Source organism: Alteromonas mediterranea DE, assembly GCF_000020585.3.
In the GTDB taxonomy this organism is placed as follows: Bacteria; Pseudomonadota; Gammaproteobacteria; order Enterobacterales; family Alteromonadaceae; genus Alteromonas; species Alteromonas mediterranea.
In genome coordinates, this window is sequence record NC_011138.3 from 2,239,247 (window position 1) to 2,253,177 (window position 13,931).

The 13,931-nt window shown below is 44.2% G+C and carries 8 protein-coding genes and 1 pseudogene; 7 read left to right on the forward strand and 2 right to left on the reverse strand.

The genetic code is table 11. The annotated features are described in order from the left end of the window. Positions 1-14: 14 nt before the first annotated feature. Together MADE_RS21100 and MADE_RS09990 are read right to left on the reverse strand one after the other, a co-directional pair. On the reverse strand, positions 15-3,980 hold the full coding sequence (locus tag MADE_RS21100; RefSeq protein WP_012518442.1) for a S8 family serine peptidase: 3,966 nt from the start codon (positions 3,978-3,980) through the stop codon (positions 15-17). A gap of 248 nt (positions 3,981-4,228) precedes the next feature. Next, positions 4,229-4,990, reverse strand: coding sequence for an IS5 family transposase (locus MADE_RS09990; RefSeq protein ID WP_012518443.1), 762 nt, complete (start codon positions 4,988-4,990; stop codon positions 4,229-4,231). Positions 4,991-5,396: 406 nt separating this feature from the next. Here MADE_RS09990 and MADE_RS09995 point away from each other — a divergent pair, with 406 nt between their 5' ends. From MADE_RS09995 to MADE_RS10025, 7 genes and pseudogenes are all read left to right on the forward strand, one after another. Further along, entirely contained in the window at positions 5,397-6,584 is a 1,188-nt protein-coding gene (locus MADE_RS09995) for a thiamine pyrophosphate-dependent dehydrogenase E1 component subunit alpha (protein WP_012518444.1), read from the forward strand. After that, positions 6,584-7,561 (forward strand): alpha-ketoacid dehydrogenase subunit beta, encoded by a 978-nt coding sequence (locus MADE_RS10000; protein WP_012518445.1) that lies wholly within the window; start codon positions 6,584-6,586, stop codon positions 7,559-7,561. Before MADE_RS09995 ends, MADE_RS10000 begins: the two co-directional genes overlap by 1 nt. Positions 7,562-7,578: 17 nt before the next feature. Then, entirely contained in the window at positions 7,579-9,240 is a 1,662-nt protein-coding gene (locus MADE_RS10005; protein ID WP_012518446.1) for a dihydrolipoyllysine-residue acetyltransferase, read from the forward strand. 168 nt (positions 9,241-9,408) lie between these two features. After that, entirely contained in the window at positions 9,409-10,287 is an 879-nt protein-coding gene (locus MADE_RS10010) for a 23S rRNA (adenine(2030)-N(6))-methyltransferase RlmJ (RefSeq protein WP_012518447.1), read from the forward strand. 93 nt (positions 10,288-10,380) lie between these two features. Then, a complete protein-coding gene (locus MADE_RS10015) occupies positions 10,381-12,255 on the forward strand; it encodes a protein kinase domain-containing protein (RefSeq protein ID WP_012518448.1) in 1,875 nt (624 codons plus the stop codon). Then, a pseudogene (gene tesB / locus MADE_RS10020) lies at positions 12,248-13,110 on the forward strand (acyl-CoA thioesterase II). The gene MADE_RS10015 and the pseudogene tesB overlap by 8 nt, the downstream one beginning before the upstream one ends. 10 nt (positions 13,111-13,120) lie before the next feature. After that, the gene (locus tag MADE_RS10025; protein WP_012518484.1) at positions 13,121-13,645 is read left to right on the forward strand and encodes a gamma carbonic anhydrase family protein; all 525 of its coding nucleotides are present in this window, start codon (positions 13,121-13,123) and stop codon (positions 13,643-13,645) included. The last annotated feature ends 286 nt before the right edge of the window (positions 13,646-13,931 follow it).

The window sequence follows — 13,931 nt, forward strand, 5'->3', positions numbered from 1 at the left end:
TTTAACGTAAAACGTTACGAACGTTTCATGCGTCTACGTAGGTATACCGCTGGCGCTAGAAGCAATGCAATCCAGCCCATAGAACCACCAGACTTATCGTTAACTATAATAGTCACGCTGTCTGTTGTCGTATCGATACCGTCTGTTGCTGTTACTTGTACCGTAACACGATTTGCTTGCTCGTGACTTGGTGCAGTACCAGTAAATGACGTTGTTTCAACACCGTCGATAGTAATAGTAACGTCATCACCATCTGCGTCAGTTGCTGAAGCAGTTACAGTAAATGATTCACCTTCATCAACGCTTGATGGCGCAGAGATTGAAAGTACAGGAGCATCTTGTACGCCTGCAACCGCTACTGATACCGTGCCTTCGCCAATGATGTCACCTTCTACCACTTCGCCTTCATCTGTAGTAGTACCCTCTACCTGAACTGTGTAGGTAAATGAGTCTTCACCGAAGAAGTCTGCGTTTGGCGTGTAGGTTACCGTACCATCGTCATTAACCGTCACTGTGCCGTTTGCTGCTTCAGTAGTTACTTCAACAGTTGACGGGTCTAACTCTTCTCTATCAACTTCAATAGGCGTATATGTCCTAAAGTCACCTGATAGTGAATCCATCTCAAACGTATTGAAGATGATATCTTCCTTCTCGTTTGCCAAGATGTTAGCTGTAATAGAGGCATCCTCGTCAACTGAAAGCGTGTCATCCATTAGCTCACCCGCTGGCTTTACTGAACCGCTATAGCTCACTGTAATTTGATCACCCGGGATGGTAACGATACCAAATTCATCACCCTCTACTGGTAGAGAACCTGTAACGCCAGTGCTTAACTGTGCAGCATGAGTATAACCAACGGTACCTGTCGCATCTTCAAAACCTACAACAGCAGGGGTGTTGTTAGGGCTCATAGGTCCATATGCAAACGAGAATGTTTCAGCACTCGCATCGTACCAAATTTGGAAATTTACGCTTGTACCCTCTTGCCCCCATAGCATCGCATTTTCCCATTCAACTACGAAATAGCTATCAGTACCGGCACTCAAGTTTTGAGCATATATATTGCCGGTGCCTATATCATTATCGGCAGTGCCTTTAAGGTTGAGGTCCGTCCAGTAAGGAGCAATAACATTATTAGGCTCTTGAGAACCAGGTAACTCATGGGGTCTGTATTCGGTAACGCTACCCGATGCAGTCCCTAAAGAAATAAATCCATTTGAAGAAATTTGCACACTTGTATACGTTTGACCCATATATTCTATGCCCACAAGTGGTTCAACAGTTATCACTGTATCATCACATTCTGAACTACAGACTAAAGGCTGTGCAAAAGATAGGTTCCGCATTGGAAAATAACCAAACGGCGCTGCTGTTTCAACGAGTTCAAGCGTTGCAGTGTTCAATGCCCCTTCCCAGCGAACTTCACGTTTTTCTGCATCGTAAGTTACTGGCTCTTGGTTGCCGTTTTTAACTGCTGAAATACTAGAAACGTCGATATCGTACTTTTCATCAACGGTTGAAGTTACGCCGATTAGGCCTGTCACACCTTGGTTAGTGACTGATGCAGATGTTCTAACCACTTCATTCTCTGATGCAAACTCATTGCTAACCGAGCTGTTGAATAACTCAGGCTCGTCGGTGTTAATAGGATAAATGGCAATAGGGATGAAGTAATCCGTTGTTTCATCGTTAGTATCCGCCCAGTTAATACCACCAAATAACCATTCTCCAGAATCTACAAGTGATACATCTACCGAAACCATGATCTGTGCAGATGCACCAGCAGGTAAGGTTGCCAATGAAGGCGTAACCGTTGCAACAATATTCTCATCATCAAACATTGTGGTCGCATCAACGGTCACATCAGCGTCGCTTGTATTAGTAACAGTGACAGACATGTCGCAAGTAATATAACACTCAGATGAAACGAGACTTAAATCGCTGTACGTTAGCTCAACTGATGTCGCACGTGGCAAGTCTAGGCGGCCCGCACCCATGTCAAAGTTGTCAGCTTGTGTAGCAGCGTCTTCTTTTAATACGTCACGAATAGATGAAGTAACAAGCGCGCTCTTAATTTGCTGTGCAGTCCAATCTGGGTGCATCTGCTTAATGAGTGCCGCTGCACCAGCCACGTGTGGTGACGCCATAGACGTACCGCCTTTAAACGAGAAGCTCTCGCCTTCGTGATTAGGTGCATCTGGAGATTCACCAGAGAAAATTCTAACGCCAGGCGCAGCAATGTTAGGCTTCAAGAACGTAGGGTCGCCATTAGGACCACGTGAGCTAAAGTCGGCCATGATATCTGCCAAACTATCAGATACAACGCGAACTACTTCAGCACCAATTGTAATGTTAACCGCTTCTTCAGACTCTGAGATCAGTGTTGCTAACTCTTGACCCGGGGTTGCAGGGATCATGAATGAAGGAACCGTCTGGTCTGGGCTAAGGCCGCCCATTAAGATTGGGGCTTCTCCGCGACCATCCACATTGTGAACAACGACCGCAACAGCACCCGCAGCTTCAGCGTTTTCGATCTTTGTTACAAAACCACAAGTACCGCGGCTAACTAGAGCAATCGCTCCTTCAAACACAGAATCATCGGCAAAAGGCTCACATGCTTCAACATTTTCTGCATTAACTGCACCAGCGTAAACAACAGGGGCTGTTAGTGCAGTGTCAAAAACGATGTTAGGGTTTCCAACAGAGTAAAGCGCTGGAATGGTACCAATTGAAGTGTCTCCTTCAATCGTCAACTCGTTAGCAAATAGGCGGGCTGTGGTTGTTGCCGCCACAGTAATAACGTCGTCAGAGCAACCAGGACAACCGATTGAGGTTTCGAGTGGGCCATCGTTACCCGCTGCAAATACCGTAACAACACCGGCATCGTGCATGGCTTCTAATACATCTTCATAAACAGAGCCGTTAGGGTTGCCGCCAGCGCCGCCGCCCCATGAGTTATTTACAACATCAGCGCCGTCTGTCAGTGCAGCTTCAAGCATTGAAAGCAACATAGACGATGCGCCGCTTGAAGACGCGGGGTTTGCAGGCGTTGCATACAGGCCTTTATAAGCCATCAAGTAAGCCGCTGGCGCAACTCCTGAAATTTCTGCCTCTGCGCCATCGCGTTCTGCCATAACGCCGTAGTTACCTACTGCAGTACCGGCTACGTGGGTGCCGTGACCGTTAAAACCTAGCGGGCTTTCATATTCTTCTTCTACAACACTAAAGCCTTCAACGATTTCAGCAGCACGAGCAACGATTAGTTTATTGTTACAAAAGTCAGGAACTTCTGAACAGTAATCATCAGTTGGAAGGGTGTCTGCGGCAGGAGCCGTAAAGTTCTCACCGCTAAACAAAGGGTTCTCTGGGCGAATACCACTATCGATAATGGCTACTTTAACACCAGCACCGGCGCTTTCTTTACCGCCAAACTGTTCCCACGTCTCAACGGCACCAATTAGATCCAAACTTGCGTCCATTTGGGCATGATGAATTACATCAGGATATACCGCTTTTACCGTTGACAGGCTTGAAAGTTTATCAAGCGCACTTTTCGATACGATACCCGCAAAACCGTTGAACGCCGCTGTATAAGACAAATCAGCTTTAAAGGATTTGTCGAATGCTTTAATTGTTTGGATAACAGATTGCTGTTGCGTTTCCAGGAACGATTTATATTCTTTCGCTGCGTTAGACTCAAAGTTAACTTTCTGCCCCTTGTGCGCAGACATACTGTTTACGCTTGGGTTTACTGCGCTGAATTGCGCCATTGGTACGTCATGTAACTGAACGATAACACGTACACTGTCACTGCTAGCTTGAATTGCATTGGCTAGAATATTTTTCTTATCGAAAGAGGCTTCGATTGCATTGCGTTGCTCAACGCTATGGCCGGAAATTTGGTTGGAAATTGCTAACGCGCCAAAAGCAGAACCTGCTAATGCCGTAGCAACTACGGTACTGATTAATGTTTTTTTCATAATTATTCTCGTGTGAATAGTTCCCTGGAGTCCGGCGGCTTTTTAGGTCGATTTTAAAGGTCATTCGCCTTTATTTATGTGCCGTTTGTCGCCGTGACTATCTATTACTAGCACACTTTTATTTGTTTTGTAACGTGTGTTTCAGTAATACACACTTTACACACTTTACACATTTTGTTACATTTGAAGAGGGAATATAATTTTGAAATTTAACTAAGGCCTGTTGATCTTTGCTGTACACATTTCGCTCAGCAATACATCGGCAGCCACATCATTGAAAATGCCAGTGATACCATACTGGCATAGTTTCTCGCTAACTTTTCATATCTAGTTGATACTGAACGATAATGCTTTATTCGAGCAAAGGCATTTTCAACTAAGTGTCGATATTTATAAAGACACCAGTCGACACTCTCTTTGTCTATATCTTGGCCATAATTACGTTTTGGTATGACTGAAATACCGCCTCTGGCTTCAATATATTCCCTTAATGCATCACTATCGTAGCCTTTGTCGCCTACGAAAATATTTACTTCCTGTAAGTGGTCAACCAAACTTTGAGCACGAGCAATGTCATTTCTCTGGCCTTCTGATAGCTCAAAATAAATGGGAAGCCCCCCACTATCCACGGCTAAATGGATTTTTGTCGAATTGCCACCACGGCTCTTTCCTATGCACTCATTGTCTGAAGTCGCAGCACCTGTACTATGCTGATGAGCTTTGACAATCGAACCATCAGCAAAGACCCAGTCATAATCAGCCAGTTTTGCTAACTCATTGAATAAATTATTTAATAAACCTTTCTTCGACCATAAATTGAAGCGTCGATAGATGGTACTCCAGCCTCCAAACTCTGTGGGTAAATCTCGCCACGGGATACCGGTTCTCAACCGGTAAAGTATCCCTTCAAAGGTCATTCTGTGTTCTGGTTTGTTATAAATGCGGCCTGTGCTCTTCATTACTTGAAGTAGCTTTTGCCACCGCTGATCAGTTAGCATTAGTCTCGGCATGGTAGTGAGTTGTTCTTTTACTTTTGGCGAAGCAAATTATAACTCTTTACCATGCCGGTCAAAAACTAATCACGAAAGATCAACAGGCCTTAGATTAGTAAGTGAAAAACGCGGTTCTTTTTGCATTAAATTGTAATTTAATTACATGTTTTCTCTGTCTAATAGAAGAGATAGAACGAAGACGCTCCCTTCAAATGAAACATTTATCCTAACTATTTATCAATAATTTTACATAGCATTTACTTTATTAGGATAGTTATCCCCACAAGAGCACATCATTGAGTATGGCTATCTCATGCATTTGATAAATCGTTGGCGAATAAAAAGGACGCTCCTGCTTCCTCTCTACTAGCATAGTCATTCACTATAAAGTCGCTATTAGCCCTCAGTTTTAAGGGGAACAAACGTGAAAGACAGAAACCATTTGGCCGAAGTAAAAACAACAAATAAGGTCGAGATTATTTCTAAAGGGGTGGTTGATATCCCTATGTTGCAGGTTCTTTCTGAACAGGGAGAACTTATTAAAAACGCCCAAGAGCCTAACATCGACAAGGAAGAGGCATTAAAAATTTTTAATACCATGCATTACATCCGAGTATTAGATGAACGCATGGTAGGTGCACAGCGCCAAGGTCGTATTAGTTTCTATCTCGCCAGTACGGGTGAAGAGGCGGCTTCGGTAGCGAGTGCGGCTGCGCTTTCAAATGATGACATGATCATGTCTCAATACCGCGAACAGGGTGCGCTTGCCTATCGCGGTTACACTACAGATCAGTTCATGAATCAAATGTTCAGCAATAAAGACGACCCAAATAAGGGACGTCAAATGCCTATCCATTACGGAGACAAAACCCTTAATTTCATGACAATTTCTTCGCCCCTAGGGACGCAGATTCCCCAAGCATCCGGTTATGCTTACGGGCAAAAAATGTCGGGTAAAGATGTTGTCACTATATGTTACTTCGGTGAAGGTGCTGCATCAGAGGGAGATTTTCACGCGGGGTTAAATATGGCTGCGGTACTTAATTGCCCGGTTATATTCTTCTGCCGAAATAACGGCTACGCCATTTCAACACCAGCAGAAGAGCAGTTTGCTGGCGACGGTATTGCGTCAAGAGGGCTAGGCTATGGAGTAAAAACCATTCGCGTAGATGGAAACGATGCTCTTGCGATCTATGCGGCAACCAAAGAAGCCCGTCGCATCGCTATAGAAGAAAAATGCCCTGTACTTATCGAAGCAATGACATATCGCTTAGCTGCACACTCTACGTCGGATGACCCGACAGGGTATCGCTCTCGTGAAGAAGAAGACAAATGGCGAGCCAAAGACCCTATTGCTCGAATGGCGAAATGGTTAGAGAGCAAAGGGTGGTACAACGAAGCCGACAATCAAAAACGCGTAGAGAAAGCGCGTCAAGATGTATTGGCTGCAATGAAAAACTGCGAGAAAACCGATATATGTGCCGTTGAGGACATTGTTGAAGACGTGTATGACACACCACCTTGGCACCTAAAAGAACAAATAAACGAGCTTAAGTCACATATCAAAAAGTACCCGAAGATGTACCCTAAAACCGCAGGGAGAGTGAAGTAATGGCGAAGATGAACTTACTACAAGCTATCAATAACGCGCTCATCACAGCCATGACCGACGATGAAAAAGTCATGGTTTTCGGTGAAGATGTAGGCCATTTCGGCGGTGTTTTTCGTGCAACGAGTCATCTACAAGAGAAGTTTGGTAAAGCCCGCTGTTTCAATACGCCGCTAACCGAACAGGGCATCATCGGATTTGCCAATGGTTTGGCATCCCAAGGCTCGGTGCCTGTGGCCGAAATTCAGTTTGGTGATTATATCTTTCCCGCTTTCGATCAAATAGTAAACGAAACCGCAAAATGGCGATATCGCTCTGGTGGACAGTTCGATGTGGGCACGTTAACTATTCGTACTCCTTATGGTGGTGGGATTGCTGGCGGTCATTACCACAGTCAATCGCCGGAAGCCTTTTTTGCCCATTGCCCGGGTTTGAAAATTGTAATCCCACGTAACCCTTACCAGGCCAAGGGGCTGTTACTGGCGTCAATCCGTGATAAAAACCCGGTGTTGTTTATGGAGCCTAAGCGTTTGTACCGCGCTTCGGTGTCTGATGTACCAGAAGAAGATTATGAGTTGCCGTTAGGTAAAGCCGACATAGTACAAGAAGGTAGCGATATTACGTTACTAGGGTGGGGTGCTCAAATCGAAATACTGCAAAAAGCTGCTGAGATGGCGTTAGAAGATGGCGTGTCATGCGAAATAATCGACTTGCGCAGTATTTTACCGTGGGATGCTGAAACCGTTATGCAGTCGGTAATGAAAACAGGACGATTACTGGTTAACCATGAAGCACCGCTTACAGGGGGCTTTGCTAGCGAAATAGCTGCAACCATACAAGAACGCTGTTTCTTGTACCTTGAAGCACCTATAGCTAGGGTCTGTGGTCTTGATACGCCATATCCATTGGCACATGAAAAAGAATATATGCCAGATGAAACTAAAACCTACGAAGCAATTAAGCGTACGCTTCATTATTAAAACCGGGAGACGATGATATGACAATTGAATTTATCTTACCGGATATTGGTGAAGGTATTGTTGAATGTGAACTGCTTGAGTGGTTAGTGTCAGAGGGAGAGCACATAGAGGAAGACCAGCCTGTTGCTGAAGTTATGACAGACAAAGCTACGGTTCAAATTCCTGCTATGCATGCAGGTGTAGTGAACAAACTTCATTACGCCGTTGGCGATATAGCGAAAGTTCACGCGCCGCTTTTTTCCATGACGCCGGATGCAACGGATATAGCGCATAATGAACAGGCATCAGCCGATACTGCTGTAGAAACCACCGATGTGGTTGTAGACCTGCCAACTTCGACTTCAAACGCGAATGCAAATAAACAGGTTGAAGATTTTATCTTACCAGACATTGGTGAGGGAATTGTTGAATGTGAAATCGTTAAGTGGAACGTATCTGAAGGCGATGTCATAGAAGAAGACCAGGCTGTCGTTGAAGTAATGACAGATAAAGCGGTGGTTGAAATACCGGCAAAGAACGCGGGAACGGTACATCGACTGTATTACGCACAAGGTGATATAGCTAAGGTCCATAGCGCGCTGTTTTCATTAGAAGTAGAGGGAGGCACTGACCAGTCAGAAAGTCATTCGACTTATCAAGGCACGAGCGCTGAAAAAGCACGGTCTTCAGAAGCAACAACTAAGCAACAGACGTCAACTACGGTTGAGCTGTCAAAATTTAAAGAAGGTGAGTTTGAGGCTCCGGTTGCGATACCTGGGAAAGTGTTGGCAAGTCCGGCTGTAAGACGGGTTGCTCGAGAAAATAACATCGATTTGAATACCGTTAAGGGTTCCGGGAAGAAAGGCCGTATTCTAAAAACTGATGTTATAAACCTTGATAGCAACAGTAATGAGACGTCGAAAGAGCAAGCAGCACATAGCACAGCAACGCCTAACGCGTCAGCTAAGCGGGACATCAACACAATAACGCCTGGTGACGTAAGAACTGAAAAAGTGCGCGGTATTCAAGCGGCCATGGCGAAACAGATGTCGGCGTCTGTGTATACCATTCCGCACTTTACGGTAAGCGATGAGCTTGTCATGGACAGCTTAATGGCACTACGTAAACTGCTTAAACCCGAGTTTGAAGCAAAAAATATCAAACTTAGCTTTATGCCATTTTTTGTTAAAGCGATGTCGCTTGCGCTGAATGAATTCCCAGCTATCAACAGTCAGCTAAACGAAGATGCTACCGAGATCAGTTATTTTAGCGATCACAATATTGGTTTTGCAGTAGATTCTAAAATTGGCCTACTGGTTCCCAACATCAAACGGGTTCAAGATTTGTCGCTGCTAGATATTGCAGAACAAATGCAAGACATTATTGAGCAGGCAAGAGCAGGGCGCGTTGCGGGCGAACACTTAAAAGGTGGCACAATTAGTATCTCAAATATCGGTGCTATTGGTGGCATTACCGCTACGCCGGTTATCAATAAACCAGAAGCTGCAATTGTAGCGTTAGGGAAAACGCAAAAGTTACCGCGTTTTGATGAAGAAGGAAACGTGAGCGCACAACACATTATGGCTGTGAACTGGTCTGGCGATCACCGCATTATTGATGGTGCGACTATGGTTCGCTTCAATAATTTGTGGATGAGCTACTTAACGCAACCTGAAAAAATGCTGATGCATCTAAGGTAAACCGCGTAAAAATCGCAACCGCTATGGCCTTGGTCAAGTACCAAGCAAATTGCATTAACAACAAAAGGGTTGATACATAGGCGTATTAACCCTTTTTTGTTTTGTGTACCTCGTGCGGCTATGGCGTTATCATAGGCTATATATGAAAAACAATGTTTCAGAGGTTTTGTGCTTAGTTATCAACACGCATTTCACGCTGGTAATCATGCCGATGTTATAAAGCACCTATGTTGGATAGGCGTTATCAATTCACTAAAGAAGAAAGATAAGCCCTTTACTCTTTTCGATACCCATGCAGGTGCTGGTACGTACGACTTAAACGATGCAATGTCATCGAAAAACAAAGAATACGAAACAGGCATTTCGCGAATTATAAACACGGGCGCTGAACATGATTCGCTACCAGAGCTTTTGAAAAATTATCTGACGTTATGTGAACCCTTCTTAGCAAAGCATCAATACCCCGGGTCACCTGCAATAAGTGCGACAGCGAAACGCGCTACCGATAACTTACACTTAATGGAGCTTCACCCCGCCGAGTTCGATAAGTTAGAAGCCAATATGGGTAAATTGCATTTGCGTAAAATGCATGTTCACAAGCGAGATGGCTACGAAGGTTTAAGAGCGCTTACGCCACCTAAACCTAATCGAGGCGCTATTTTAATAGATCCACCCTACGAGCGCGCATCCGAATATGGCGAGGTAATAAAAGGTGTAGAACAAGTTTTCAAACGTTGGCAACAAGCGCAAATCGTAGTTTGGTACCCCCTATTGTCTGAAAGGGCTGGCGCTAAACATGGGGCAAGCGAACTTATGTGCGATAAGCTTGCCGCCTTAGGAAAGCCCTGTTTTAAAGCCGAGATTTGTGTAGAAAAAAATACGCCAGAAGCGGGCATGTATGGTTCTGGGGTTTTTGTTTTGAACCCACCATGGCAGCTTGATAGCCAACTTGAATCAGCGTTACAGAACGTTGTACTGCAATTAGGCGCAAAAAGCAGTGACAGTAGTGCATCAACCCATGTGAGCTGGATAAACGAAGATCACTGATGGTAGTTCGCCCATGCAGCTAGCGCTGAGTATAGCAAAATTAATGCATGGTCACGCTCGCAGGCAGTGAAACGTTAAAGTGAAAATAACACGATGTCGCAACTTAAAGGCCTAAAACACTTTTATATACCAGATGAACAGTCAATTTATCTGCTCTCTCACGCCGACGCAAAAAAGCTGAAAGACTGGGTGAATTTATGTATTTCTCAGTTAGAAAGCTTGGGCTATAGGGATATTGAACTGTTAGGTAAAGGGGCCTTTGGTTTCGCGTTTGCAGGCAGCGACCCAAGCGGTGAAGCAAGGGTTTTTAAATTTTCACGAATAACGCTACCTCAGCACGTACAAGACAGACTAGAAGAGGAAGCGTTTATGCTTTCTCACATCAATCACGAGTTTGTCCCTCGCTTTATCGAATACCAACAAATCCGCAAGCAGTCTATCTTAGTAATGGGCTTAGCCCCAGGTGAAGATTTAGAGAAAGTAAGCCTTAAAACCGGGCCTTTACCGCCGCGTATCATCGTAAAAATTGCCGTTCAGGTGGGAGAGCTTTTATCTAACTTCAGGCAATACAGCGAAAACGGCGAAATAAAACCCATTGTTCATGGAGATATTAAACCGTCAAATTTAGTATGGGATAAAGCTACTGAGACGGTTGGGCTTATAGATTGGGGGTCGTCGGTGTTCGCTCAAACAGACATTTCCGGTCAATATGTTGGCAATAATGTCATGGACTTGATGTCTGGTGAGCTTCACCAAACTAATGCGCGACTTGGTGATGTTTATTTTATTGGCGAGGAGCAGCTAAACGGCGCACTTTCAAGCCCACGTTTTGACGAACAGGGGTTAGCCAGTACCCTTTACGCACTAGCATCGGGTCAATCCTGCCGTTATGGCAGTAAGGTCATTACACCATCGTCGTTAGGCCTGCCTAAAATGTTAGCCAATATATTGGAATATATGCTTAGTGAAGACCCGGTAAAACGGCGCCAGGGCGGTGACTATTTGTTTAATCATCTTCACGTTTTAAAAAACATGGTATTTACCGATGATACGCCTCATCAATACACACCGTTAATTCCTACATGGCTGACTCACACTCGAGCAGATATAGAAACCGTTGTATACAGCTCGAGGAAATCCTATTTAAGGCAGCAAGCGCGTTTAACGGATGGCTTTGATGAAAAAGGTGCAGAGGAATTACGCTATATCGACGATGCTCAGTTCGATCGCTACTATAAAAACTATCTTCAAGGTATGGGCGATACTGAGAAAGCGTTTGTATCTGCAATTAGTAGATTAGGCCGCTATCCTGTTGTTGGCGGCATAGCCGTGCGCTGGGAGCCCGAAGGCATATATGTTGATTCAAGCCTTAATTTATACGATGAAACGTTGAAGGCAGCGTTTGAACTGGCTGTTAATAACGTTATTAACCTGGCTAGCGCCATTCACAAACCCGCCGTCTTTAAGTGCTGTATGTTTAACGCTAAAAATACGCTTCATATTGAGCGTGAGAGCGAGGAAGAAAAATTTATTCCTTCAAAAGCTATGGCTATTCCCTATGAACTATCAAAAGTGTCAGCGCAAAAAGATGAAAGTAGAACTCACTCTTATTTTGAAGATGGCGACGACCCGGATGAGCTACTAAAGCTACCACAAGATATCATTGATACCATTATTCAGCTTAACTCCATACATCACACAGGGTGTATAATATTTGAAGCATTGCCAACTCACCTCAAAATTCACAATTACTATACGTTGCTCGATCATAGTCAAGAGCAGCGGTTTAAAACCCTATTAGCAAAGCTTGTCAAACAAATTCCTAACATAAAAGGGCTAGGCATATCAGGGTTTATGAAGTTACCCTATAAAGATACACGCTTTTTTGAGCACAAAGCAAAATTGCCCGAGAAGTATTATCCGCGAAACCCCAAAGCAGTTATTGAAGAGAACGTACAACATGTCTGAAATTAAACTATCGTCACTATTTGAACTCGAAACAGTGGAAGCTGGCATCTATCGGGGTCAGAGCTGGGATTTAGGCTTTAGAGCTTTATTTGGCGGGCAGGTTTTGGGGCAAGCACTGGCGGCAGCCTATGAGACAGTATCACCAGACAGAGTGGCGCACTCATTTCATACCTACTTCTTATTGCCAGGCGATGCTAAAAAACCGGTTGTTTACGATGTTGAAATAGTACGCGACGGAAGAAGCTTTTCAGCGCGTCGAGTGAAAGCGATACAAGATGGCAGAAATATTTTTTACATGACGGCATCTTTCCAGGTGCCACAAGATGGTATGGAGCATCAAAACCCCACCATGCCAGACGTTCCGGCGCCTGAAGACGTTCAGTCTGACATAGAGTTTTACGAAGCGAACTTCAACAAAATTGCGCGTCCTATGCAAGAAGCATTGAGCTACCATAAACCGGTAGATATTCGCACTGTAGATGCTGCTAATTCATATCACTCAGCTAAGCGTGAGCCTACTCGTTATATTTGGCTAAAAGCAAGAGACACAATGGATGCGCAATTAGCCGTGCACCAAGCTGCACTTGCTTACGCGTCAGATTACCACTTTCTTAGCACATCGCTACAGCCACACGGCGTTGCAGTGACCGATAAGTCTCTTCGAATTGCAACCATTGATCATGCTATGTGGTTTCATCGCCCAATTAGCATGAATGAATGGATGTTATATGCAATGGGAAAGTCCTTTTTAGTGGTGGTTCTAGAGGCTTGGTTAGAGGTCAAATATTTAACCAAAGTGGTGAACTTATTGCCTCAACCATGCAAGAAGGGTTAATGAGAAAAGTAGATGAATAGGGAGATAGGCATGCGTTATAAGTTAGGTTCAGAAACACCTGATGTTCATAAAAGCGTATTTATTGCGCCGGGCGCCCACGTTATTGGTAATGTTGAACTGAAAAAAGGCGCTAGCGTCTGGTTCAATGCCGTAATACGCGGGGATATGGACAAGATAACAGTGGGTGAAAACACTAATGTACAAGACGGTAGTGTGCTTCATACAGACGCGGGTATTCCACTAACTCTTGGTATCGGTGTAACTGTTGGGCACAAAGTCATGCTTCACGGGTGTGAAATTGGCGATTATTCGCTGGTGGGTATCAGTGCTGTTGTGCTGAACGGCGCTAAAATTGGCAAGTATTGTATTATTGGCGCGAACGCACTAATCACCGAAAACATGGAAATTCCCGATTACAGTTTAGTTGTTGGCTCACCCGGAAAAGTAATCAGAAGTTTCGATAGTAGCGTAGAGCCTAAACTACAAGCGTCGGCGGCGCATTATGTTGAGAACGCTAAAAACTATCTAGCGTCACTAACGTTAATAAACGAGTAGTATCTTTTAACTTAACTTTCGCGTACCCCATAAAAAATGCCCAGAACAAACGTTCCGGGCCTAGGGGAATGGCTCATTGCTGAGCCGTGCGCTAACTTTTACTGGGAGAGTTATAACAAAATCTTCCAAACAGAATTTAATTATAGAATACGGTTGGATATTTTTTAAACAATTTTTGTGTGAATTTTATCTTACACACCTTAACTTAGGCTAATTGTAGTACTAAACCTATGCTTATCAAGTGACTACAATCTGGTCGGATGTGCTTCGCTCAACGGCTATTTCA